Origin of the sequence: Marinobacter koreensis, from assembly GCF_023156285.1 — a bacterium.
GTDB classification, from domain to species: Bacteria; Pseudomonadota; Gammaproteobacteria; order Pseudomonadales; family Oleiphilaceae; genus Marinobacter; species Marinobacter koreensis.
Window position 1 is genome coordinate 458,614 of the sequence record NZ_JAKZAJ010000002.1, and the last position, 23,951, is coordinate 482,564.

The 23,951-nt window shown below is 60.0% G+C and carries 25 protein-coding genes; 11 read left to right on the top strand and 14 right to left on the bottom strand.

What is annotated here, in order from left to right; translation table 11 throughout:
• Positions 1 to 5: 5 nt before the first annotated feature.
• Positions 6 to 1,193: a MalY/PatB family protein gene (locus MLD04_RS07165; protein ID WP_248156262.1), complete on the bottom strand. Its 1,188-nt coding sequence runs from the start codon at positions 1,191 to 1,193 to the stop codon at positions 6 to 8.
• Positions 1,194 to 1,373: 180 nt separating this feature from the next.
• Between MLD04_RS07165 and MLD04_RS07170 the strand changes: the two genes are divergently transcribed.
• The 3 genes from MLD04_RS07170 to MLD04_RS07180 all read left to right on the top strand — a co-directional run bounded on the left by MLD04_RS07170 (position 1,374) and on the right by MLD04_RS07180 (position 5,779).
• Positions 1,374 to 2,261: an AEC family transporter gene (locus tag MLD04_RS07170; RefSeq protein ID WP_248156264.1), complete on the top strand. Its 888-nt coding sequence runs from the start codon at positions 1,374 to 1,376 to the stop codon at positions 2,259 to 2,261.
• Between the two features lie 12 nt (positions 2,262 to 2,273).
• Positions 2,274 to 3,164, top strand: a complete 891-nt coding sequence (locus tag MLD04_RS07175) for a prenyltransferase (protein WP_248156266.1) — start codon at positions 2,274 to 2,276, stop codon at positions 3,162 to 3,164.
• A gap of 113 nt (positions 3,165 to 3,277) precedes the next feature.
• On the top strand, positions 3,278 to 5,779 hold the full coding sequence (locus MLD04_RS07180) for an acyl-CoA dehydrogenase (protein WP_248156274.1): 2,502 nt from the start codon (positions 3,278 to 3,280) through the stop codon (positions 5,777 to 5,779).
• Between the two features lie 51 nt (positions 5,780 to 5,830).
• Here the strand turns inward: MLD04_RS07180 and MLD04_RS07185 are convergent, their stop codons facing one another.
• Positions 5,831 to 6,142, bottom strand: a complete 312-nt coding sequence (locus MLD04_RS07185; RefSeq protein WP_248156276.1) for a hypothetical protein — start codon at positions 6,140 to 6,142, stop codon at positions 5,831 to 5,833.
• A 201-nt stretch (positions 6,143 to 6,343) separates the two neighbouring features.
• On the opposite strand from MLD04_RS07185, the gene MLD04_RS07190 reads away from it, so the two are divergent.
• Genes MLD04_RS07190 through MLD04_RS07200 form a run of 3 tightly spaced genes read left to right on the top strand, consistent with a single transcriptional unit; the run spans position 6,344 to position 8,876 of the window.
• Positions 6,344 to 7,123, top strand: a complete 780-nt coding sequence (locus MLD04_RS07190) for an ABC transporter ATP-binding protein (RefSeq protein WP_248156278.1) — start codon at positions 6,344 to 6,346, stop codon at positions 7,121 to 7,123.
• Positions 7,120 to 8,103, top strand: coding sequence for an ABC transporter substrate-binding protein (locus tag MLD04_RS07195; protein ID WP_248156285.1), 984 nt, complete (start codon positions 7,120 to 7,122; stop codon positions 8,101 to 8,103). The genes MLD04_RS07190 and MLD04_RS07195 overlap by 4 nt, the downstream gene beginning before the upstream one ends.
• A 2-nt stretch (positions 8,104 to 8,105) precedes the next feature.
• Positions 8,106 to 8,876, top strand: coding sequence for an ABC transporter permease (locus MLD04_RS07200; RefSeq protein ID WP_248156287.1), 771 nt, complete (start codon positions 8,106 to 8,108; stop codon positions 8,874 to 8,876).
• Positions 8,877 to 8,893: 17 nt separating this feature from the next.
• Here the strand turns inward: MLD04_RS07200 and MLD04_RS07205 are convergent, their stop codons facing one another.
• Positions 8,894 to 9,829: a LysR family transcriptional regulator gene (locus tag MLD04_RS07205; RefSeq protein WP_248156289.1), complete on the bottom strand. Its 936-nt coding sequence runs from the start codon at positions 9,827 to 9,829 to the stop codon at positions 8,894 to 8,896.
• Between the two features lie 115 nt (positions 9,830 to 9,944).
• On the opposite strand from MLD04_RS07205, the gene MLD04_RS07210 reads away from it, so the two are divergent.
• A complete protein-coding gene (locus MLD04_RS07210; protein WP_248156291.1) occupies positions 9,945 to 10,826 on the top strand; it encodes a DMT family transporter in 882 nt (293 codons plus the stop codon).
• Between the two features lie 78 nt (positions 10,827 to 10,904).
• Here MLD04_RS07210 and MLD04_RS17665 read toward each other — a convergent pair whose 3' ends face one another.
• The 6 genes from MLD04_RS17665 to MLD04_RS07240 all read right to left on the bottom strand — a co-directional run bounded on the left by MLD04_RS17665 (position 10,905) and on the right by MLD04_RS07240 (position 13,912).
• On the bottom strand, positions 10,905 to 11,300 hold the full coding sequence (locus MLD04_RS17665; RefSeq protein WP_282451788.1) for a GFA family protein: 396 nt from the start codon (positions 11,298 to 11,300) through the stop codon (positions 10,905 to 10,907).
• 95 nt (positions 11,301 to 11,395) lie between these two features.
• The gene (locus MLD04_RS07220; RefSeq protein WP_248156293.1) at positions 11,396 to 11,695 is read right to left on the bottom strand and encodes a helix-turn-helix domain-containing protein; all 300 of its coding nucleotides are present in this window, start codon (positions 11,693 to 11,695) and stop codon (positions 11,396 to 11,398) included.
• Positions 11,688 to 12,002, bottom strand: coding sequence for a transcriptional regulator (locus tag MLD04_RS07225; RefSeq protein ID WP_022990377.1), 315 nt, complete (start codon positions 12,000 to 12,002; stop codon positions 11,688 to 11,690). The genes MLD04_RS07220 and MLD04_RS07225 overlap by 8 nt, the downstream gene beginning before the upstream one ends.
• Before the next feature lie 110 nt (positions 12,003 to 12,112).
• The gene (locus MLD04_RS07230; protein WP_248156295.1) at positions 12,113 to 12,514 is read right to left on the bottom strand and encodes a hypothetical protein; all 402 of its coding nucleotides are present in this window, start codon (positions 12,512 to 12,514) and stop codon (positions 12,113 to 12,115) included.
• A gap of 151 nt (positions 12,515 to 12,665) precedes the next feature.
• Positions 12,666 to 13,241, bottom strand: coding sequence for a gamma-glutamylcyclotransferase (locus tag MLD04_RS07235; RefSeq protein ID WP_248156297.1), 576 nt, complete (start codon positions 13,239 to 13,241; stop codon positions 12,666 to 12,668).
• A gap of 32 nt (positions 13,242 to 13,273) precedes the next feature.
• The gene (locus MLD04_RS07240; RefSeq protein ID WP_248156299.1) at positions 13,274 to 13,912 is read right to left on the bottom strand and encodes a MarC family protein; all 639 of its coding nucleotides are present in this window, start codon (positions 13,910 to 13,912) and stop codon (positions 13,274 to 13,276) included.
• A 174-nt stretch (positions 13,913 to 14,086) separates the two neighbouring features.
• Here MLD04_RS07240 and scpC point away from each other — a divergent pair, with 174 nt between their 5' ends.
• Positions 14,087 to 15,598 (top strand): succinyl-CoA:acetate CoA-transferase ScpC, encoded by a 1,512-nt coding sequence (gene scpC, locus MLD04_RS07245; protein WP_248156301.1) that lies wholly within the window; start codon positions 14,087 to 14,089, stop codon positions 15,596 to 15,598.
• 28 nt (positions 15,599 to 15,626) lie between these two features.
• Here scpC and MLD04_RS07250 read toward each other — a convergent pair whose 3' ends face one another.
• Both MLD04_RS07250 and MLD04_RS07255 read right to left on the bottom strand, forming a co-directional pair.
• Positions 15,627 to 17,243: a phosphoethanolamine transferase gene (locus MLD04_RS07250; protein WP_248156303.1), complete on the bottom strand. Its 1,617-nt coding sequence runs from the start codon at positions 17,241 to 17,243 to the stop codon at positions 15,627 to 15,629.
• A 176-nt stretch (positions 17,244 to 17,419) separates the two neighbouring features.
• Positions 17,420 to 18,997, bottom strand: coding sequence for a flavin-containing monooxygenase (locus MLD04_RS07255; RefSeq protein ID WP_248156305.1), 1,578 nt, complete (start codon positions 18,995 to 18,997; stop codon positions 17,420 to 17,422).
• A 199-nt stretch (positions 18,998 to 19,196) separates the two neighbouring features.
• On the opposite strand from MLD04_RS07255, the gene MLD04_RS07260 reads away from it, so the two are divergent.
• Positions 19,197 to 19,829: a TetR family transcriptional regulator gene (locus MLD04_RS07260; RefSeq protein WP_248156307.1), complete on the top strand. Its 633-nt coding sequence runs from the start codon at positions 19,197 to 19,199 to the stop codon at positions 19,827 to 19,829.
• A 9-nt stretch (positions 19,830 to 19,838) separates the two neighbouring features.
• Here the strand turns inward: MLD04_RS07260 and MLD04_RS07265 are convergent, their stop codons facing one another.
• The 3 genes from MLD04_RS07265 to MLD04_RS07275 form a co-directional block, all read right to left on the bottom strand.
• Positions 19,839 to 20,969 carry a patatin-like phospholipase family protein gene (locus MLD04_RS07265; protein ID WP_248156309.1) on the bottom strand — a complete coding sequence of 377 codons (1,131 nt, stop codon included), beginning with the start codon at positions 20,967 to 20,969 and terminating at the stop codon, positions 19,839 to 19,841.
• 18 nt (positions 20,970 to 20,987) lie between these two features.
• Positions 20,988 to 21,299 (bottom strand): outer membrane protein assembly factor BamE domain-containing protein, encoded by a 312-nt coding sequence (gene bamE / locus MLD04_RS07270; protein WP_248156311.1) that lies wholly within the window; start codon positions 21,297 to 21,299, stop codon positions 20,988 to 20,990.
• Between the two features lie 151 nt (positions 21,300 to 21,450).
• Complete coding sequence (locus tag MLD04_RS07275) at positions 21,451 to 22,563, bottom strand: NADH:flavin oxidoreductase (RefSeq protein WP_248156313.1); 1,113 nt, start codon at positions 22,561 to 22,563, stop codon at positions 21,451 to 21,453.
• Positions 22,564 to 22,653: 90 nt separating this feature from the next.
• Between MLD04_RS07275 and MLD04_RS07280 the strand changes: the two genes are divergently transcribed.
• Positions 22,654 to 23,118, top strand: coding sequence for a winged helix-turn-helix transcriptional regulator (locus MLD04_RS07280; protein ID WP_248156314.1), 465 nt, complete (start codon positions 22,654 to 22,656; stop codon positions 23,116 to 23,118).
• 165 nt (positions 23,119 to 23,283) lie between these two features.
• Positions 23,284 to 23,916 (top strand): OmpW/AlkL family protein, encoded by a 633-nt coding sequence (locus MLD04_RS07285; RefSeq protein ID WP_248156316.1) that lies wholly within the window; start codon positions 23,284 to 23,286, stop codon positions 23,914 to 23,916.
• Positions 23,917 to 23,951 lie beyond the last annotated feature (35 nt).

Sequence of the window (23,951 nt, forward strand, 5' to 3'; positions counted from 1 at the left end):
CCCGGTTAGCGGCGTTTCAGGGCATCGGCGATCCGGGTCAATACCTCGTCCAGGGTGGCTCGCGGACAGCCGATGTTCAGGCGCATGAAACCACGGCCGGGCACGCCGAAGCTGATGCCCGGATTCATCCCGACGCCCGCTTCCTGAACGAAGAATCGCTTCAGGCCGGCATCGTCCAGGCCCAGCTCCCGGCAATCCAGCCACATCAGATAGGTGCCCTCGGGCGCGAAGGTACGGATGCCGGGCAGATCACGGTTAACCCGCTCCGCCACATAATCCCGGTTGTCCTGAAGGTAAGGCATCAGCTCATCCAGCCAGGCGCCGCCCTTTCGATAGCCCGCCTCGAAACCGGCCACGCTGAACGGGTTGCACTGGGGCAGGTGCATCTGGTCGAACACCGCTTTCAGGGCCTGCCGCCGGTCCCTGTCGGGAATCACCAACGCAGACAACCCAAGGCCCGGCATGTTGAAGGTTTTGCTGGGCGCCACGGCCGTGACCAGCTTATCGTCCGGGCCCGCCAGCGACGCCAGAATGGTGTGGGCGGAGGCATCCGGAAAGACCAGATCACAATGGATTTCATCACTGACCACCACCAGACCGTGACGGCGGGCAATGGCCAGGACCGCTTCCAGTTCGTCCCGACTCCAGACCCGCCCGACCGGGTTATGGGGTGAGCACAACATAAGCATTCTGGCGTCCGACTGCGCCGCGCAGGCCTCCAGGTGTTCCAGGTCCATCCGGTAATGCAGCTCCCCCGAATCGGTCTGTTCCGCGATCAGCGGATTTTCGATGACCGTTCTTCCGGTGAGCTTTATCGAACTGAAAAACGGCGGATACACCGGTGGCTGGATAATCACGCCGTCTCCGTGCCCGGCGTAGGCCAGGCACGCCGCGTGCAGGGAAGGCACCACGCCCGGAGCCATCAGGATCGACTCCCGTTCGATGGTCCAGCCATGACGTTCCCGGAACCAATCGATCATGGCGGTGTACAGGGACTCCGGAAACAGCGTGTAGCCATAGACCGGATGCTGCGCCCGCCTCACCAGCGCCTCGGTTACCGCCTCAGGCGCCGGAAAATCCATATCGGCCACCCATACCGGAACGACGTCCTCACGGCCGAACACCGCCTTTCGGGCATCGAATTTCACGGATTGGGTCTGCTCCCGTGACAGAGGCTCATCGAATCGGGACACGCATCGTCTCCAGCAGTGGTTTCCGAAAAGGTACGGATGCCATTGTGGCCAGATCCACCGGGGCAGGCAAACCTTCGGCTTTGGTCTAAGGAAGGGCGGATTGTGTTTGCCAAGCCCGGCATTACTTGCGAACCTAACCGTTTGTTCATCCGACTCTCTCGGTTTTCTGGAGCCGTCCGAATGATTGGTCAGATTCTCTCGACAATGCTGCCGGTGTTTCTCATTGCCGGCTGTGGTGCGTTATACGGGCGTTACCGAAGCCCCGACATCAAGGGCCTGAACGTGCTCAACATGGAGCTGTTCGTGCCCATGCTGGTGTTCGGGGTGCTCGCCGACCAGAAGGCGCCGCTGCAGGATTACGCCCAGCTGGCACTGGCCGCCACCGTCGTGGTTCTGGGCTCCGGTATTGTGCTGTATCCGCTGGCAAAGGTCCTGAAACTGAACCTGAAGACCTTCCTGCCGCCGATGATGTTCAACAACTCCGGCAACATGGGCATCCCCCTGCTGGTGCTGGCGTTTGGCGACTCGGCCCTGCCGGCAGCGATTGTGCTGTTTATCGTGGAAATGCTGCTGCACTTTTCAGTGGGCCTGTACATGCTCGACCCTCACAGCTCCATCATCCAGCGCCTGAGACTGCCCATCGTCTTTGCCAGTATCGCCGGCCTGGCCGTCAATATCAGCGGGATTCACCTGCCCGACTGGCTGCTGGAGACCCTGAACATGCTTGGCGGCGTCTGTATCCCGCTGATGCTGTTTGCCCTCGGTGTGCGCATGCTGGAGATCGACTTCAGTGACTGGAAACTGGGTATACTGGGTGCCATCGCCTGCCCCGCCAGCGGCCTGATCCTGGCCTGGCCCATGATCGCCGTGCTGGACCTGCCCGGCCTGCAGGTGGCTTCTCTGTGGGTGTTTGCGGCCTTGCCGCCTGCCGTGCTCAATTATATGGTGGCGGAACAGTACAAGCAGGAGCCCCATACCGTGGCGTCGCTGGTCTTGTTGAGCAACCTGGGCAGCCTGGTGGTCATCCCCATTGTTCTGGGGCTGGTGTTCTCCGCCGGCTACGTATAAGGAAGACGTCTGATGTCCGAAGCGGCTGCGGTCGTTCGTGCTTTTCGCCCCAATTTCCTCATCCTCGCACCGCTGTGCGCCGGCCTCGGCGTCGCGGTCGCCTGGCAGCAGGCGTCGTCACCGTCGCTACTGGATGCGGTGCTGGTCCTCATCGGTGCCCTGTTGGCCCATGCGGCGGTCAACCTGTTCAACGAGTACGACGATTTTGTCTCCGGCCTGGACCTGATCACCCAGCGTACCCCCTTCTCCGGTGGCAGTGGCGCCCTGCCGGAGGTTCCCTCCGCGGCCAGGGGCGTACTGGCCGCCGCCATCGGTACGCTCACCCTGGTTATCGCCATCGGCCTGTATTTCCTGTGGTTGCGCGGACTGCCGATGCTGGTACTGGGAACCGCCGGCGTTGTTCTCGTCCTGACCTACACCCGCTGGATCACCCGACTCCCCATCCTGTGTCTGCTGGCACCGGGCCTGGGCTTCGGCCCGATCATGATCCTTGGGGCCCTGCTGGCCCTGGGTGCCCGGATCGACGCCATGGCCATCGCGGTGTCGGTGGTGGCGCTGTTGCTGGTGAGCGAACTGCTGCTGATCAACCAGATTCCCGATGCCGAAGCAGACCGGAAAATTGGTCGCCGGCACCTGGTGATTGTCCTGGGTCCGGTCAAGGCGACGCGCCTGGTCGCGTCACTGCTGCTCGGGAGCTACCTGCCGGTGGTGATTGGCATGATCATGGGATGGCTGTCCGGGTGGAGTGGCCTGGCCCTGCTGACATTGCCCTTCTCTGTCTGGATCGTAACGCGGCTGCCCCGGGTGATTGATCAGCCTGCGGCCCTGAACGCGGTGCTCGGCGCCAACGTGGCAGTACTCCTGTCCACGCTGGCGCTGCTGATAATCGGCCTCAGCCTCTGAATCCTCTCCGGATTCCACACCAATCTTGACCGGCCTCCTTGCAACCGGACTGACTTTGACCGATGGTTAAAATCGAATCTGGTTGATTTCATTCATGATATGGAGGTCTCCCCATGAGTGTTCTATTGCTACTGATCAGTGCCCTGGTACTGGTCTATCTGGGCATTGGCGGCACCGCCGCCGCGGCCGTTATGACGCTCGCCACGGTGATCGGCCTGTTCCAGGACGGTTGGCACATCGCCAGCATCCTGTTTGGTGGCGCGTTGCTCGCCGTGGCCCTGCTCCTGGTGATCCCCGGTGACCTCAGGCTCGACAAGCTCAGCCGACCACTACTGGGCTGGGTCCGAAACCGCCTGCCCAAACTCTCCGATACCGAGCAGGAGGCCCTCAAATCCGGCTCCGTGGACTGGGACGGCCAACTGTTTTCCGGCAAACCGGACTGGAACAAACTGCTGGATGCCAAGCCGGCGCACCTGACCAGCGAGGAACAGGCCTTCCTCGACGGCCCAGTGGAAAAGCTGTGCGACATGCTCGACGACTGGAAGATCACCCACGAGCATTACGACCTGCCCGACAAGGTCTGGAAATTCATCCGGGAAAAGGGCTTTTTCGGCCTGGTGATTCCGAAGGAGGACGGCGGACTGGGCTTTTCCGCCACCGCCCATTCCGAAATCGTCATGAAGATCTCCACCCGGAGTGTCTCGGCCGCGGTCACCGTGATGGTCCCCAACTCACTGGGCCCGGGTGAACTCCTGATGCACTACGGCACCGACAACCAGAAACAGCATTACCTGCCCCGACTGGCCAACGGTGAAGAAATCCCCTGCTTTGCCCTGACCTCACCGGTGGCCGGCTCTGACGCTGGCGCCATCCCGGACAAAGGCATCGTATGCAAGGGCCAGTGGAACGGCGAAGAGGTTCTAGGGCTGAAGGTCACCTGGAACAAGCGCTACATCACCCTGGCGCCGGTGGCTACCATCATTGGCCTGGCCATCAAGGTCTACGATCCGGACCATCTGGTGGGCGAAAGCGACGAAGTTGGCGTCACCTGTGTGCTGGTGCCGAAGGACACCGACGGCGTAAACGCCGGTGCCCGCCACCTGCCCATGAACACCGTGTTCATGAACGGCCCCACTTGGGGAACCGAGGTCTTCATCCCCATGGACCAGGTGATCGGCGGCCAGGACATGCTCGGCAAGGGCTGGACCATGCTGCTGGAATGCCTGTCCATCGGCCGCTCCATTTCCCTGCCGGCCCTGGGCACAGGCGCGGGCAAGGTTGCCAGCCTGGCCACCGGCTCCTATGCCTATACCCGGGAACAGTTCGGCCGCTCCATCAGCCAGTTTGAAGGCGTCCAGGAAGCCCTGGAACCCATCGCCGGCTATACCTACATGATGGACGCCGCCCGACTGCTGACCTCCGGCATGCTGGACCGGGGCGTTCGTCCGGCGGTTCCCTCGGCGGTGCTCAAATACCGCAACACCGACCTGATGCGCGAAGTGATCAACCACGCCATGGACGTGGTGGCTGGCCGGGGCGTGATCACCGGCCCCCGCAACTTCCTGGCCCGGGCCTACCAGGCCGTGCCCATCGGCATTACCGTGGAAGGCGCCAACATCCTTACCCGAAGCCTGATGATCTTCGGCCAGGGGGCGATCCGGTGCCATCCCTTCATCGTTGAGGAGATCGAAGCCGCCGGCATGGAGGACGAGGACCAGGCCGCCAAGAAATTCGACGGCATCTTCTACCGGCACATCGCCCACACCACCCGGAACGCCCTGCGCGCCCTCGTGCTGGGACTGTCGGGCGGCTTCCTTGAGTCCGTACCCCGGCAGGGCAACATCAAGGGCTACTACCGGCAGTTGGCCCGGTTCTCCGCGGCTTTCGCGCTGATGACCGATGTCACCCTGCTCACCGTGGGCGGTGGCCTCAAGGCCCGGCAGCGCCTGTCCGGACGCATGGCCGACTGCCTGGTGCAGCTCTACTACGCCACCGCCGTCATCAAACAATGGCATGAAGAGGGTTATCCCCAGGATCAGCGGCCACTGGTGGACTGGTGCCTGCAGACCTGCCTGAGAGACCTGCAGCAATCCATGCGCTCGGCGATCATCAACTTCCCGGTGGCACCGCTGCGCTGGCCGCTTCGCCTGCTGGTCTTCCCGCTGGGGGCCACCGGCCTCAACGGACCGGATGACAGGCTGGGCACCCGGGTCGCCCGCTCCATCGTGGACGACACGCCCGTGCGGATGCGCGTGAGCCGTGGGGTTTACCTGAACACGGATCCGGACGATCCGCTGGGCCGGGTTCTGAACGCCTATCAGCTGGCCAATGAGACCGCCGGTATGCGCAGCCGGCTGCACGATGCCATCCGCAACCGGGACGAGGATGAGCTGGACGCCATCGCGCTGCTGATGGGTCACCAGCGCAAGGAACTGGTGGACTGGGCCTGCGAGCAGGGCGTGATCAAGGAAGACGAATGCGACAAACTGGAAGAGGCGCTGACCGCCCTGTACGACGTGATCCGGGTCGATGCCTTCGACGGCGACGGACTCAAGGCCCTGTCCCGCTGTGCCAAAGGCAAACGCAAAGTGGTCGAACGGCCCGCAAAGGAATGATGGCCTGATCGGCAGGGTGCACCCGTTTTCGGGGAGCACCCTGCCGGAACCTCAGCTTCGACCGTTCAGGATGTCCACGATTTCCCGGGTGTCCTTGATGATGGTGTACACCCGATCCTCGATTTCCACCCGCTGGCGACGGCCATCGATGTCGTAGACCCGACCATAGTCCAGCAGCTCCCGATCCAGGTGATCGCCCCGGTGATAATCGAGTTTCTTCTGCCAACCCGGCGGCAGCGACTCACCCCGATCGACCTTTTTCTGCAGTCCCGGGGGCAGGCCATCGTGACCGGGTGGTGTTGCAAGAACCACCGCCGGTGACAGGGCGCCCAGTAAAACGGCGACTCTGAACAACATTCTCATATCGACTCCCGTTTCCGAAAAAATTTCATATACGCATCTTCAAGACGTATCGAGCCCCCGTATCGTTCCCCCAATTACGTACAAATACAACAAGGGCCATGCGGATTTCTGGCGGAAAACGACTTCACAAAATCCGCTTTTAGTTATAAAATTAAGGTTAGTTATTCTTTAATGGCATATATAAATAGGCCGACAAGTTATATGGAACTGAATTTCGAAAAGGTCACCAAGCGTTTCGGGGACCTCGAGGTCATCGGTGAATTCAACACCAGCATACAATCGGGCGAGATCGTCGCACTCGTCGGTCCTTCCGGCTGTGGCAAGTCGACCCTGCTGCACATGGTTGCCGGCTTGCAGTCTGCATCCGATGGGCAGGTGACTGCCGATGGGCGTCCCGTCAAAAAGCCTGCTCCCGAGCGTACACTGGTCTTCCAGGAGCATGCCCTGTACCCGTGGATGACACTGGTCGAGAACGTCGCGCTGGCACTTGAATTTCAAGACCACCCTAAATCCGAAGCGCTCAAGGAAGCCCGCACGTGGCTCGCACGCGTCAAACTTGCCGGGTTCGAAACCTATTATCCCCATCAGGTATCCGGTGGCATGCGTCAACGCTGTGCCCTTGCCCGCGCCTTCATCGCCCGGCCAAAGGTTTTACTTCTTGATGAGCCGTTTGGGGCGCTGGATGCACTGACGCGGATGACGCTTCAAAGTGTGCTTCGGGACCTGATTGAAGCAGAACGACCCACGGTTGTCCTGGTGACCCACGACGTCGACGAGGCCCTCTACCTGGCAGACCGCGTTCTGGTCTTCAGCAACCGCCCCGCCCGCGTGCTTCGGGAAATCTCACTGGGACACATCCCGAAAACCCACGATCTGTCAGCGTTCTCGGATATTCGCCGGGACGTTCTGGGCCTTCTTGGCATTGATACTGACAACTCCACTGATGCTGTATCGCAACTCGAAAAAGGAGAGACTGCATGATTCGCTGGTTAATGACCGCTGCTCTGGTACTCGCCGTTTCAGCCCCGGTATCCGCCGCTGAAACACTCAAAGTGGGCTATGTCCGGGTTATGGACGACGCCCAGGCCATGGTGGCCTACGAGGCCGGGCTTTACGAAAAGTACGGACTGGATGCCCAGCTGATCGAATTCAGTTCCGGCACCGACCTGATCAAGGGCATCGTCGGCGGACAACTGGACATCGGCGTACTGGGCTTTTCCAACGCCTTTACCTGGGCCTCCCGCGGTGCCAACCTTAAAATCGTCGGCGGAGCCCAGCGCGGTTACCATTCCCTGGTGGTCCGTGAAGACTCCGGCATCGAATCGGTCGCCGACCTGAAGGGACGCAACCTGGCTTCCCAGAAACAGGGCAGCACCGCCGATATCGTGCTCAAGGGTGTCATGCTCGAGAATGCCGGCCTCAAGCCGGGCGATCTCAATATCATGGGCGTCGCACCGGCCGTGGCGGTCCAGTCCCTCGTTGGCGGACGTGTCGATGCTGCGTTCCTTTTCGAGCCCTATGACCGCATTGCGCGGCTCGTCGCGCCGGTCAAGCAGATCTACCAGATCGGTGAAGTCTGGCCGTTCCCCTGCATGGTCGTCATCACTGCGGCGGACACCCTGAACAACCGGAAAGACGTTCTCTGGGCGGCCCTGGATGCGCAGCGCGAAGCCATTGATATGTTGGAAAACGACCCTGAAAAGGCCGCGCCGCTGATCACCGATTACTTCATCAAGGAAGACACCATCGACTCCAGGGACCAGGGCCCCATCCCGGCCGTGGATGTGATTACCCAGGCCATTCAGACCAACGACTTCAGCGCCAAGCTGACCGATAAGGACATTGATCGGATGAAGGAATTGGCCGGCATCATGCAGACTCAGGGCATCCTTCCCGATGAAGGAACCTTTGACGTCAACGCCCTGCTGGACCTGTCCTGGCAGAAGGCCCGTGAACTCTGATCATGAGTGACAAGCAAGCCACTGGCGTCGCCAGCAAACGAGCCTATGTCATCGCGATTGCCGTAATCCTGTTTTTCTGGCAGGTAGCGGCCTGGTTCCTGCCGGACTTCCTGATGCCGGATGTCAGCACCGCGTTTCAGAGACTCTGGGAAGAACTCAACAGTGCCGAGTTCTACCAGGGCCTCGCGAACAGCATGACACGGCTGGGTGCAGGCTACGGCGCAGCGATCGTGGCTGGTGTCGTTCTCGGACTCGTTGGAGGATCCCTGAATGCGGTTCGAAGCACCCTGAAAGCCGCCATCATCATCCTCCAATCGATCCCCTCGATTGCGTGGGTGCCGCTGTTCCTCATATTGATGGGTTTTGGCAATCTGCCCATCATTGTTGTGGTCGCCATTGGCGCTTTCTTCCCGACCGCCCTGAGCGTGATGAACGCCACGGAGAGCGTCGAAAAAGTGCATATTGCGGCTGCCCGGGTGATGGGCGCCTCCCGGATGCAAATGCTCAAGCGGGTCTATTTCCCCGCCGTGACACCGGAACTGATCACCGGTGCCCAACTGGCCTTCGGGAACGCCTGGCGAGCGCTCATTTCGGCAGAAATGATCGTCGGATTCAGCGCCGGTCTGGGAAAATCCCTGGCCTATGCGGGAGAAATCGCCGACATGACCGGCGTCATGACCAACATTCTGGTCATTGCCATCCTGGCGGCGGTGATCGACCAGGTGATTCTGGAGCGCATCAAACACCGATTGCTTCGGTACCAGTACCTCTGACCCGAGGACCCCGGCGATCAGGGGGTTCGCAAACCACCCCTGATCGCCTCGTCCACCAGCCACCGACGCAGCACCTGAAGCCCCGGCTCCTTCCGCCGGCTCGTCTTCCAGGCAAAATAGAACCGGTCCCCGGTCATCACTGCGTGGCAGGGCAAGCGCACGAACTCTTCCGAATCCTTGCGGGTACTGAGCATATAGTCGTTGGTCAGGGCGATCCCCTGATGGAAACGGGCGGCTTCCAGCGCCAGCAGCATATGACTGAAATGCTGCACCCGGGCTGTTGAAGGAATGCCCTGATCCACCTCCCGGAACCAGACTTCCCAGTCGCCGGACGCGCGCTCGAAAATGCTGTGCGTGGACAACAACGGGAACCGGGCCACTTCCTCCGGCGTTATCCGGACGTCCTCCACGGTTTCCAGATCCAGCTCCCGACGGATCTTCTGCCAGTAATCCTGGCTGCACACCGGAAACAGACGCTCCACATACAGCAACTCGTAACTGTAGGCCGGCGAATCCTTGTGAATGGTGATGAAACAGTCCGCCACCCGGTCCGACAGCACCGGACTCTCGCTGCTCATCTCAAGCGACAGCTCCAGCTGGGGGTAAAGACGTTGCAGATCCGGCAACCGGGGCACCAGCCAGCGAACGGCGAAGGAACTGAACACCGACAACCGCAGCCGCGAACTCTCCCGACCCAACAACTGCTCACTGGCACGCTCAATCTGCAACAGGGCCGAACCGATGGCATCGAAGTACTGTCGGCCTTCGTCGGTCAGCGACACCCGGCGGCCCGAGCGCCAGAAAAGCCGCTCGCCCAGGTAGGTTTCCAGCTGCTTTATCTGGTGACTGACCGCACTCTGGGTAATGGCCAGCTCTTCGGCGGCGAGCGAAAAACTCTCGAGCCGGGCCACCGCCTCGAATACGGGGAGCGCTTTCAGGGGAGGAAGTTTCATCTATCGAAATTTCTAATGCCTATGGAATATTCATCATTTTATCGGATATTAGCAACATCCTAGACTGCACCTCCAGAGTCAGGGATATGCCAAATCACAGAGGAGGGCATGCAGAATGTCAGGCAAAACCGTCAACAGCGCCATTCTTCTGCTGGTCATTGGCAACGCCATGGCCATCGCCTCCGACGTGTTCATCAAGCTCCTGGAACCCGGCGCCCCGATCTTTCAGTTCGCCTTCCTGCGTTGTGTGCTCACGCTGGCCTTCCTGCTGCCTCTCGCCGGTCAACTGAACCGGGGCCACCTGTTCACCGGACTGAAGATCCACACCCTCCGGGCCCACATCCATCTGGCCGGCATCCTGTGCATGGTCGTTGCTCTGAGCAATCTGCCGCTCGCTACCGCCAACGCGCTCTTCTACGGCGCGCCGATTCTGGTGATGGTGCTTTCGGCCCTGATTTTCCGGGAGCGGCTAACGCCCCTGAGCGTCGTGGCCGTATTCAGCGGTTTCACTGGGATCGTGGTCATCCTGCGCCCGGTGGAATTCAACTGGGCCGCCATCGCCGCCCTCGGCTCCGCACTGGCACTGGCGATCAATGCGGTCATGGTCCGGAAACTGCCGAAGCAGCAGTCAACGGTACACAAGCTGTTTCTCAATTACCTGCTGATCCTGCCGGCAGCCGGTGCCCTGGCACTCTGGGAGGGGGCCGAGTGGTCGCCCGGCATACTAGTGAGTGCTGCCGGGTCCGCCTTCTTTATTCTCGGCTACAACATCACCGTGCTGCTGGCCTACCAGCAAGTGGACGCCAATCAGGTCACCAGTGCCGAATACACCGGTCTGATCTGGGCCGTGCTGATTGGCTGGATCGGCTTCAACGAGATGCCCGATCTCTGGTTCGCCGTGGGCAGTGCCATGATTGTGGTGCCGCTTATTATGGTGGGGTTGCATTCGCGTCAGCGGAGTCAGAGAGTGTTCCGGGCTTATCCGGCGAATAGTTGAGAGTTTAGGACAATGGCTAAGCAAGGAGAACTGAGCTACAAGGATGTTCGTGGGCTTTTGGTTGACGCATAGATTTACCTAGAGCCGGGTTCTTCTATCGCTGCGGTCGCACGAGTGATTAATACCATTAATGCTGGGAATCGTGCCGAGTTCGAATGGATCTACACCTTTGATGCAGGCCACGTTGACAGAAAACTGATTTGGGTTCGAACGCCTTCTGTGGTGAGTGTATATCCCACAAATAGAGCAGAAGTAATGCTCAGCGGTCTTGGTACCGAACTGATAAAGACTCAGGTTTTCTTCGCCATGTACGACTTTAAACGCTGACATAGGCACCGGCGTTACGACCGCTCCCCGGCGCGAACACATTGAGCAGTTGCAGCGACTTAGCTCTTCAAATCCATTGGGAAGCTCAATCTCGAATTGAACGCTCCCGCAATGGCAGGCTCCCTGATTCAGACCTCTGACATCCATGTTTACAAATCTCCTGATTGTTAACGCTGAAGTGTAAGTGTGCGGCCCGACAGCGGCGTCAGGTGGCGGCCGCAAGCCGCAACTTATTTGACTTGTTAACCCCTGAGTTCAAGGTCTTCCCGAATAACTTCCGGATGCCGAAACGCAATCTCGATGAGCGCCTTTGCCGGCCCGGAAGGTTTACGTCGCCCCTGCTCCCATTCCTGCAACGTACGCGGAGAGATATGGAGCACCTCGGCAAACTCTCGCTGTGTGAGACCAGTCTTGCCGCGCGCCTCTGCGACCTCATTTGGTTCCACACGACTGACTCGTGCAGTTTTCCCGGCTTTCATTTCTTTGACAGATTGGAGCAGCTTGTTGCCAAGCTCCTCAGCACTCAGAGTCTCATTACTCATTTTCCAACACCTCACGAATCGACTTCAGGATATGCGCGGGTATATTCTCCTTGACGGCCTTCTTGTAGATCACCAACAGCCAGATCTCACCATTTGCCAATCTGGTGAAGTAGATGACTCGCACCCCACCACGCTTCCCTGAACCCGCTACCGACCAGCGAACCTTTCTACATCCACCGCTACCTGGAATGGGGTCGCCAATTTCCGGATTGGCTGCCAACCAGGCAAAGAACGCACTCCGTTCCTCTTCGGTCCAGATTTTTCTGGCATCTGCTTCGAATGTAGGGGTTTCGATGATCGTGAACACGACCACCAATATACGTCATTGACGGACTTTTGCAAGGTGGCCGGCAGAAGGGTTAACAGCCATCAGGTAGAGCGCCCGCCCGGGCAACCGGCGAGCGCCCCTGCCCCACTTCAGCGATGTGATCCCTCGATCAACGCCCGGCTGTCGAGAATAATCCGCGCAACCCGATACTCCGGCGGGATGTGATTGTCGTACCGGAAGGTCACCCGGTAACTGGTCCGGTGGCGGTCGTGATGATGACGCCGATGGTCATGGCGGTAGTCGCGGTGATGCTTGTGGTGATGCCGCTCATGCCCATACCCACGATGGTGCCTGTCATCCCGATAGCGATCATGGTCACGGTGACGTTCGTGACGCTCTTTCCGGTAATGGGCCTGCATGACGTTCTTTTTCTCGTGGCCCCGGTCGGCGTGCCGCTCCAGGCCCGGGGGATGGACGAAGCCGCCCGCCTGGGCACCTGCGGACAATCCCAGGGCCAGAACTGCAATACCGCTCAGAATGAATCGTTTCATGGCTGTTCTCCCGTCTGTCTCAGAGACTGGATGGATCCGCCGGACAGGTTTTCCGACGGCACTGAGTTCAGGGTATCGAACAGCGGGGAAATGTCAGCGGGCCCGGGCCGGCTTTGCAAAAGCTTTACGGAAACCCGGGGTCGCTTGACGTTTAAGCGTCTTCAGTAACGACAGATCGAAGGTGGGATTCGATGGCGAAGGTGTGGGCGCAGTCGTCGCCAAGCTCTCTGAGCGACTCGGCAAGACGTAACAGGTAGTCGGCATTCGCTCCGCTGGGGCCATGCGCTGAAGCAATCTGGCGGGCAATGTCCGCCTCCGGCGCGTCTCCGAGAAACGCCTCGTTGTCCTCGGTGGCGATATAGACCAGGCCTTCTGCTTCACTGCCATCATCGAAGGTCATGGGCGTGGCGAACCGCAGATACCCGTTCTTCTCACGGACATCCAGATGCTCGAATACGCTGGGGGACACGCGGTAGGCCATGCCGCGGCAGATCGCCCCTGGCTGTTGCACCAGGGTAACCACGCGGCCAGGGGCTTCCGGCGTGCCGCGGTGATCATGGGAGGCCTGCCAGAAACGGCGGACCCAGCCCCGGATCGACGCCGGGCGCTGCTCCAGGAAAGGGAAATCCACCTTGTAGATCAACGAACCATAACCAAACAGCCAGATAGCGTCGACGCCCTCGAAACTGAAGCGGGCCCGGTTATGCTCAACGGTATTGACGGACATAACGAATCACCGGGAACAAGTTCAGGGACACACTATAACGAGGCCGCCTCGGTGGCGGCAACGAAGCCGGCGATGCCGGTCAGCACAATTTCAGCCGCCATTGCCGAGAGGATCAGGCCGCTGATCTTGGACATGATGTTGAGCCCGGTCTTGCCAAGCACCTTCTCCAGGTAGCCGGACAGGTGCAGCAGCACCGCCAGGATCAACAGTCCGGACACCAGCCCCAGCAGGCCCCCGATCACGTCGGGTACGGTTTTCAGCTCCGCGCCGTAGACCATGATGGCACCAATGGTGGCCGGCCCGATCATCACCGGGATGGCCAGGGGCACCACGGCAATGTCATCACGATCTTCCTCGGGAAGGCCGGTTGCATGGCTCCGGGTACCGCTGTTCACCAGGCTGATGGCCGTCAGGAACAGCAGGGAGCCGGCACCAATGCGGAAGGAATTCAGGGTAATGCCGATGGCATCGAACAGTAGCGGCCCGGCAAAGAACAGCACCAGGCCCAGCACGAAGGCAGACACGATGGAGCGGCGAATGACCGACGACTTTTCCGCCGACGACTGCCCTCGGGTGAGCGCCAGGAACATGGTAACCACGAAGAACGGCGCCAGCAGGAACAGGAAACGGATGGTGCTGCTCAGGTAGGTGCTGAAAAAGGTCTCAAACATCGAGGAAATCCGGGCCAGAAAAAACCGTAAGCATAGCCGGTGGCGCGTCCAGCGTCCGTACGCAACAGAACCTATATCTGCCCGTTCGCCTTAAGTATTAGGGAACACTACCTATTCATATCGTAGTATTACCATCCCAATTTTTTGTCCCACTGTTTCTCTGCTGGAGCCGTTATGACCGAAGCCTCCCGAATCCACTGTTCCCGACTGCGAGAGCGCCTGATGAGCGCCGGGGAAGCCGCTGCCCTGATCCCTTCCGGAGCCAATGTCGGCATGAGCGGGTTTACCGGGGCCGGTTATCCCAAGGCCGTTCCGCAGGCGCTGGCGGCGCATATCCGGGAACGCCGGGAGCGCGGCGAAAACTATCGCATCAGCGTGTGGACCGGTGCCTCCACGGCGCCGGAACTGGATGGCGCCCTGGCCGAGGTGGACGGTATCGAAATGCGCCTGCCCTACCAGAGCGATCCGGTGTGCCGCCAGAAGATCAACGAGGGCCGGATGTCGTACATCGACATCCACCTGTCCCACGTGGCCCAGCATGCCTGGTCGGGCTTTTTCGGGGAGCTGGACGTTGCCGTGATCGAGGTGGCCGGCATTACCGAAGACGGCAAGCTGATCCCCTCCTCGTCCATCGGCAACAACAAGACCTGGATCGACCAGGCGGACAAGGTCATCCTCGAGGTCAACCACGGCCAGAGTGCCGGCCTGGAAGGCATGCACGACGTCTATTACGGAACGGCCCTGCCACCGCGACGGAAGCCCATCGAGATGACCCAACCGGACGACCGGATCGGGGAGAAATACCTGTTGTGCCCGCCGGAAAAGATCATCGCCGTGGTCGAGACCAACGCACCGGACCGTTGCTCCCGGTTCAGCGAACCGGACGAGACGTCGAACGCCATCGCCCGCCACCTGCTGGCCTTCTTCGAGATGGAAGTGGAGAAGAAGCGGTTACCGGAAAACCTGCTGCCGCTGCAGTCCGGCGTCGGCAACATCGCCAACGCGGTCCTCGCCGGCCTGAACGAAGGCCCATTCAGCGACCTGACCGCCTACACCGAAGTGCTCCAGGACGGCATGCTGGCCATGCTGCGGTCGGGCAAACTGCGCATGGCCTCGGCCACCGCACTCTCCCTGAGCCCGGAGGCCAGCAAGGAACTGACGGACAACATCGACTTCTACCGGGAACGGATCCTCCTGCGCACCCAGGAAATCAGCAATCATCCTGAAGTGATCCGGCGCCTGGGCATCATCGCCATGAACGGCATGATCGAGGCGGACATCTACGGCAATGTGAACTCTACCCACCTGATGGGCAGCCGCATCATGAACGGGATTGGCGGATCCGGGGATTTCGCGCGCAACGGCTATCTGTCGGTGTTCATGACGCCGTCAACGGCGAAAGGCGGCGCCATCTCCACCATCGTTCCCATGGTGTCCCACGTGGACCACACCGAGCACGACGTACAAATCGTGGTGACCGAACAGGGCCTGGCAGATCTTCGGGGACTGGCACCGCGGCAGCGGGCCCTGAGCATCATCGAGAACTGCGCCCATCCGGATTTCCGGCCCCGGCTGCGGGATTACTTCAAACGGGCCTGTGCCAGTGGTCGCGGGATGCACACCCCGCACCTGCTCGGCGAGGCCCTGAGCTGGCATCAGCGTTACGAGGAAACCGGGCAGATGTGATCTGCCCGGTTTGGAACCAAAGACAGGATCAGCCCGACCGGCAATCCGAGAACAGGTTGAGGTCGGGCTGAATCATTTTGGTCTGGACGTTCATCATCCCCAGCAGTGACGAGAACAGATTGTCCTGACTGACTGGCTTCTGGGCTTCTTTGGCCAGGCAGGCCATATCGATGTGATTGGCCTTCTGGAAGCCATCCGACAGCCACATGACGAAGGGCACATGGGTCTGCTCTTCCGGCGCCACGAGGTAGGGAATGCCGTGGAGGTAGAGGCCGTGTTCACCCAGGGATTCCCCGTGGTCCGACATATACACCATGGCGACGTTGTACCGGGATGACAGGGATTTCAGCATATCCACCGTCTGCCCCAGCATGTCGTCGGTCACCCGGATACTGTTGTCGTAGGCGTTTATGATCGTCTGCTGATCGCAGCTCTGCAACTCGTTGCTCTCGCACTCGGGCTTGAAGACCTTCTGGTCCGGCTTGCTGCGCTTGTAGTATTCCGGGCCGTGGCTGCCCAGCTGGTGCAACACCAGGAACTGGTCGTTTTTACCGTTCTTGTCGATCACCTTACGGGCGCCATCAATCAGCACCAGATCCTCACAGTACTCGCCCTTGCACAGGGCGGGAGTTTCCGGCTTGCTGGTCGGGATTCGGTTGCACATGTCCTTGCAGCCGGACTGGTTGTCCAGCCAGCTGGCGTCAATGCCCGCCCGTACCATGATATCCAGCAGGTTGTCGCTGTTCTTGGCTACCGACTCGTCATAATCGGACCGGGTGACCCAGGAAAACATGCAGGGAACCGAGAAAGCCGTGGCCGTCCCGCAGGAAGAGGCCTTCGGGAAGTTAACCAGGTTGGAGTCCGGCTCGGCCGCCAGCGCATTCAGCCTGGGCGTGGTGTCCCGGTCATACCCATTGAGCGTGAAGTGGTCGGCCCGTGCCGTTTCGCCCAGCACGAACACCACCAGATTCGGTTTGTCCCGCTCCGACGCTGCCGGGCTGACCTTGGCGTCCAGTCCCTTCTGCTGGTATTCCACCGGGAACTGGGCAGCAACGGCCTTGTTACCGACAGACACCAGCGCCGAAACGCTGCTGACCGGTACCACCATGTCCTTGATATCGCGGTGATTCCGGAAGGTCGAGGCCATTTCGTCGTAACTGGTCAGGGCCAGTAACAGAACCAGGGCAATGTCGGCCACGATGGGCAGCAGCCAGTGGGTGATCTTCCGGAATCCCGGCGGCCACTTGATCCGAACGAAATACAGGATCGCCACCGGCACCACAAAGAAAATCAGGGTGTGAATCAGCAGACTGACACTCAGAAGCCCCCGGACTTCATTGACGTCGGTCTCCATGGCGTTCTGCAGCATGTGCTTGTCGATCAGCGTGCCGTAGGCGTTCATGAAATAGCTGCTGAACGCGGCCGCGAAAAACAGGAAGATCAGGAAGGGCTTGAGCGCAAACCGGAAGGAAAACAGGCTGATCAGAAGATGGTTGACCAACAGCAGGAGGAACGCCAGCTTGACCATGAGCAGTGGCTGACCAAAGCCCACATACTCTTCAATCGCCTTGTAGAACGGCGCGTTGTAGAAGGCGGTGAACACGACCGCACAAATCAGGACCAGCCAGTGGGGTTTGAACTGCAACCATGAAGAAGTCCCGGCCCCCTTCGGGGTCGGGATAGAACCTGAGGAATTTAACGCCATACTATTACCAAGACACTACAGAAAGAATGCGGTGAGAATATTGCCTGCACAATCTTAAAGCAAACTTAACGCCCGCTTATTCGCCTTGTACGTACATGCGCCAACCTCCTTCCTGTTTACGCCACTGCCGGTGCCGACGCCGGTGACACCGCTTGCTGTTCGCAGTGATAGCTGGCTGCGTCAAATCGACGCGTCTGCTGGCGAAACTGCCAGGTGAAGCCCGGCCACAGGGTTGTGTTCTTGCCGTTCTCGTTCACATACCAGCTCTTGCATCCCGTCTGCCAGACCGAATCCCCCAGCTTGGCGTGAATGGACGCGTTATAACGGCTGAAGGCGTCCTGCTTCACTTCCACGCTGTTCCAGCCCCGATCCTGCATTTTCCGGAGCGCATCCAGGACGTACTGAACCTGGGATTCGATCATGTAAACCATGGAGCTGTGTCCCAGGCCGGTGTTGGGCCCCATCAGCATAAAGAAATTGGGGAACCCGGCCACGGTAGTGCCCTTGTAGGCCTCGGCCCCTTCGCGCCAGGCATCCAGCAAATCCTGTCCGTTGCGACCGAAGATCATGCCCCGCGGAATCGGCTCCTGGGCCTTGAATCCGGTGCCGTAGATAATGCAGTCCACTGTTCGTTCGACGCCGTGGTTATCAACAATCACATTACCCTTCACTTCCCGGATGCCATCGGTCAGCACGTCGACATGATCCTGGTCCAGCGCCGGGTAGTAGTTGTTGGAGATCAGCACCCGTTTGCAGCCGAAGTGGAAATCCGGCGTCACTTTCTTTCTCAGCGCCTTGTCGCGGATCTGGCTGCGAATATGTCGGCGGGCCTGCAGTTCCCCGAGCTTGAGGATGCGCGGGTTGCCGACAAAGCCCAGCACTCGGCCTTCGAGCATCCAGTAGATGCTCTGGCGGAAGGCGTTGAGGGTCTGCGGGACTTTGCGGAACATCAGCTTCTCAACGGGCCGGATTTCCCGGTCCGGCTTGGGCATGATCCAGGGCGGCGTGCGCTGGTACAGGTCCAGGTGGGCCGCCTCTTTCGCGACTTCCGGTACAAACTGGATCGCGGAAGCCCCGGTGCCGATCACGGCGACGCGCTTGCCCCGGAAATCGTAATCGTGGTCCCAGTCCTGGGAATGGAAACTGGTGCCGGTAAAGGTGTCGATGCCCTTGATGTCCGGATAGGCCGGGGTGCTGAGACCGCCCATGCCGGATACCAGCACGTTGGCCCGGAGTTTGTTCAGCGGCGGTAACGCCGGATCTGCCTGGTCCAGCTCGTCGCCCGGCTTCAAGCCTTTTTTCTTCATATAGTCCCAGAGCGCCGGGCTGTGGGAGGTTTCGAGGGTCCAGGTACTGGCTTTTTCGTCCCAACGGGCTCCGGTGAGGTGGGTGTTCAGCCGGATGTGCTTCATCAGGCCGTACTTTTCGGCGCAGCCTTTGAGGTAGGCCTTGATTTCAGGCTGTGTGGCGAACATCCGGCTCCAGTTCGGGTTCTGTTCGAAGGAGAAGGAGTAGAGGGCAGACTGAACGTCGCAGGCGCAGCCGGGGTAATGGTTTTCGTGCCAGGTGCCGCCGATGTCGTCACTCTGCTCGAGAATGACGAAGTCGTGGATGCCGGCTTCCTTGAGTTTGATGCCCATGCCGAGACCGGAGAATCCGGTGCCGATGATGGCGATCTGCGCGTTCTGTGTCATTGCTGCTCTCCTGCGTTGGCCTGTGTGGCCTTGCCTGTTATTGTCCGGGCGGTCATCATGACCGGTAGACACATGTATACATCAGCAGGTAGACAGCCGTATACATTGCGCACGCAAACAGTGCCCTAATGGCCCTAGCTGACAGATGGTTGTCCCCATTGCGCCTCAATTTCGGGGGACGACAGGTTGAGAGGACACAATGGAAATCCTGACCGGCGGAAAACTGAAACTGATCCAGGCCGCCCTGCGCCTGATCACCGAAACCCGGAGCCTGACGTCGCTGGGGCTTCGGGAACTGGCACGGGAAGCCGGACTGAATCCGAACACCTTCTACCGGCATTTCCGGAACCTGGACGAGTTCGGACTGCAGGTGCTGGGCTACATCGCCGAGGACATGAAAACCGGGGTGCGGGAGCTACGGCGCATGGCGGAATCCTCGGAACAGGCCTCCCATGACACGGTGGTATTCGTCTACCACTATTTCCTGTCGAATCCGGCTGCCACCACCGTCGCCGTGCGGGAACTCCATGGCCCCTCCCCCGTCCTGCGCCAGGCGCTGGAGGCGCAGCTGAATGCCAGTGCCCGGGAGATGGCCGAGGATATCATCGAGCGCGATCTGGTGTCGGGCGTCGACAGCGAGACCATCCACGAGATTTCCCACATGACCATCCGCTATATCCTGTTCCGGGCCATGGACTATCTGGAGAAGCCGGATCAGCGGGAGCGCATCCAGCGGGAGACGGAGCGGTTCATTAATCGACAGTTCCGGGGCGCGATGGTCGATCATGTGTCCAGCAGCACTCTGGAGGCCATTGCCCGGGAATCAGCGTGAGTTAGCCGGTCATTCGTCCGAATTGAAGAATCGCTGGATCTGGTTCGCGTGGGCCTGGCCGTCGCGGTAACCCAGCTCCATCAGGGTTTTGCAGAAATGGTTATCGAACAGGAGGTAGCTCGCCAGGTTGGCGCCGCCATCCGCCACCGATTCGGCCTCCCCGGTCAGGGTTCGGACCAGGGGCGGCAAAGCGCCCATGTGAGGCGCAGCCAGCTCGTCGAGGGGCTGCGAGGGGGAGATTTCCAGAATATCCACCGGATGAAGGTCCAGGTTGGCTTCCTTTAAGCGCTCTGGCGGAATCAGGGCCAGCAACTGGTTGATCATGCGGGAGTGTTCGATGTCGTATTCGAGGGTATCCAGGAACATACCATTGAACACCTGCGCCAGGATCTGGCTGAGGGAAGGTGTTTCCTGCTGGTGATGCCGTTTGGGCGGGCACATGGCGTTGGCACTCACCCCGATTACCAGCACTTTGGTCGCACCGAGTCGCAGCGCCGGGCTGATGTGGGCCATCTGGCGGGTCACGCCGTCGCCGAAGTATTCGCGGTTAATGGCCACCGGCCGGAAAAGGGTCGGGATGGCGGACGACGCCAGGATGTGATCGATCGTCAGTTCCGTGCGGGTGCCGGCGCGCTGGCCCTGGCTCCAGCCTTGCAGGTCGGGCCGTCCCTGGAAAAAGCAGACGTTCTGTCCCGAGGCATATCCACAGGCATTTAACCCGACGGCGTCAATGTGGCCGGCCGAGAGGGTATCCCGAACCCGTTCAAAATCGATGTGTTCCTCGAGCAACTTTCTCAGAGGGCGGTTGTCCAGAAAGGACACCGGTCCACCCTCCGACGGGCGAGCCAGCATGCGCCGGGCAATGCTCGTGACATTGCGCACCATGCTGAACGGATCGGCCCGGAAGACCTGATCCATGGTCAGGCCCGACCACACCTTCTCGAGGTGATCGATGCTGTGGCGGAAGCGACCGCGGCTGCCGGCAATGGCCATCGCATTGATGGCACCGGCGGAGGTGCCGACGATCACCCGGAACGGATGCTCCCAGTCCGGGTACATATCGGCGATCGCCCGAAGGACCCCCACCTGATAGGCAGCCCGGGCCCCTCCTCCGGTCAGTACAATTCCGTTTCCTGGCATCGGCGCCTCCGGAACCGGTTATTCCGTCGTGTTGAACACGTAGGAAGACACTGTGCCGTCCGGGTTGAAGCGCACCACCAGGTCGGTGGTTTCCGCATCGCCGAACGCAGACCAGCGGTATTTGCCGTAGGTCCAGGTGCGCTTGCCATCTTCGACCCCGGTGCGCCAGGGCTCACCGAACATCGTCTGGATCTCGGCACGGGTGGTTTCCCCGATCCGGATCTGGTCCACGTTGTGGGTGGGGAAATCCCGGCCCACCGTGGCACAGCCGGCGAGCGCGGCAAACAGGATGGCAAGCGCGGTGGTTTTCAAGGAACGGGCTGCGACCATTTCAAACTCCCTGTGGCTGACAATTTCCTTCATGATAGTCGCTGAATACGAAGACGCGATTACGGACCCGACAGATTCCCCGGCGACCGCACAGGCAAAAAAAAGCCGCAGGCCTCTCGGCGCTGCGGCAGGGGTACGATCGAAGGGTCGGTCAGTAAAGCTTGGCCAGGGATTTCTTCGCGAAGGCTTCCACTTCTTCCAGCCGGCCCTCTTTGACCTTGACCAGCCATTCCGGATCCTGAAGCAGGGCCCGGCCAACGGCGATCAGCTCGAATTCGTGGTTGTTCATGCGCTCCACCAGTTCGTCGATACCGGCTTTCTCCACGGCTTCTTTCTTACTGGCAAAGGTGCCGCTGATAAAGTCTTCCGTCAGGCCGACGCTGCCCACGGACATGGTGGGGACGCCCGTCAGTTTCTGGGTCCAGCCTGCAAGGTTCAGGTTGGAACCCTCGAACTCCGGCTCCCAGAATCGGCGGGTGGAGGCGTGGAAGATGTCGACTCCAGCCTCTACCAGGGGCTGAAGAAAACGATCCAGCTCCTCGGGGCTGTGCACCAGCTTCGCTTCGTAGTCCTGTTGCTTCCACTGGGAAAAACGCAACATCACCGGGAAATCCGGGCCAACGCGATGGCGCACTTCTTCCACAATCTCGACCACGAACCGCAACCGGTTTTCCATGCTGCCGCCGTATTCGTCGTCACGCTGGTTGGTCCCCTCCCAAAGGAACTGGTCCAGCAGATAGCCGTGGGCACCGTGAATCTCGACACCGTCAAACCCCAGCGCCTTGGCATCCTGGGCGGCATCGGCAAACGCCTTGATCACGTCCTGGATATCGTCCTGTGTCATGGCCTTGCCGTTCGGCTTGCCCGGCGCAAACAGTCCTGAGGGGCTGTAGCCGGGAACTTCCGGGTAGGGCTCTACCCCTTCCTTACGAACGGCCCCGACGTGCCAGAGCTGCGGGAAGATGGCGCCACCCGCCTCATGCACCGCATCGACCACCTTTTTCCAGCCGGCAAGGGCGTCATCGCCGTGGAATCTCGGAACATTGGGATAACCGCTGGCCGCAGGATGGTTCACCGTGGTGCCCTCGGTAATGATCAGGCCGATGCCGGCCTCGGCACGACGACGGTAATAGTCGACCACATCCTGCCCCGGAACACCGTTGGGCGAGAAGTTGCGGGTCATGGGTGCCATTGCCACCCGGTTGCGAAGCTTCAGGTTCTGGGTTTCGAACGGCTCGAACAGCGGGCCAAGATTCATGCTCATGATAATGTGCAACCTCACTAATCTGGTTTCTTAAAGCAACCTTATTAAATCTGGTTTTAAGATGCAACCCTATTCGGTACACTGGCAGGCATGGCCAGAAAACGTTTTGATGATTCCAGCTGCTCCGTTGCCCGCGCCCTCAATGAAGTCGGCGACTGGTGGTCCCTGTTGATTGTGCTGCACGCCATGTATGGCACCCGCCGGTTCGTGGATTTCCAGCAGGAACTGGGCATCGCCAAGAATATCCTGTGTGATCGGCTCGGCCGCCTGGTCGACAACGGCGTCCTGCGGAAGGTCGATGTCGGGGAACACGGCTCACGCTTTGAATACCGCCTGACCGACAAGGGCCGGGATCTGTTTCCCGTGGTCATTGCCCTGCGCCAGTGGGGCGACAAGTGGAATCCGGCCCCGGAACAGGAGGCGCTGGATCTGAGGGACCGCGCTACCGGCCGTCCGGTGCAAACGGTTCTGGTCCGGGATGCCGACGGCCAGCCCCTGAGCATCCGCGACGTCTTCATGCCCGAGGACAGCCTGCCCGAGGCGAAAAAGGGCTAGGCCAGATACCGGCTCTATCCCTGCAAACATCCCGATTTCTTGAGTTGCGTCAATCCGGCCACCAAAGGCCGCCCGGCCGCCAGCCTGAATTGTTTTATATCAAGTTTGTCCATCCCGCGATCATTAATCTGTGTTCATCAACGATTCTGATCAAGGAGATGGCCCATGTCTTACTCTTTTAAACTCGGTATTCTGGCAGCAGCAGTCATGGCGGCTGCTCCTATGGCACACGCTTATGAAGCTGGCGATTTTATTGGGCGCCTGGGAGCGGCAACCGTTGCTCCGAACGCATCCAGTGACGAAATTGCCGGAGGCAGAGTAGATGTCGACAACGACACCCAACTTGGCCTGACCGCAACATACATGCTGACCAATCAGATTGGTGTTGGCATCCTGGCTGCGACGCCCTTCAAGCACGACATCAAGGGCGACGGTGCTCTAAGTGCAGCCGGCAAATTGGCTGAAACCAAACACCTGCCGCCGACCGTGACTCTGCAGTATTTTCCAATGCCCAGCGGCAGCAAGTTCCAGCCCTACGTTGGAGCCGGTCTGAACTACACAACCTTCTTTGATGAGAAGACAGCTGGCATTCTCAAAGGAAAGAACATCAGGCTGGATGACAGCTTTGGTCTGGCCGGTGAGCTGGGCGCCGACTATATGGTCACCGACAAGGTAGGCGTTAACGCGGCGGTCTGGTACGTGGATATCGATACCGAAGCACAGATCGAAGGCTTTGATGCATTTGACGTTTCCATCGATCCGTGGGTCTACATGGTCGGCGTATCCTATAAATTCTGATCCCCGTGCCTTCCGGCGACTCCTGGTCTGTGGGT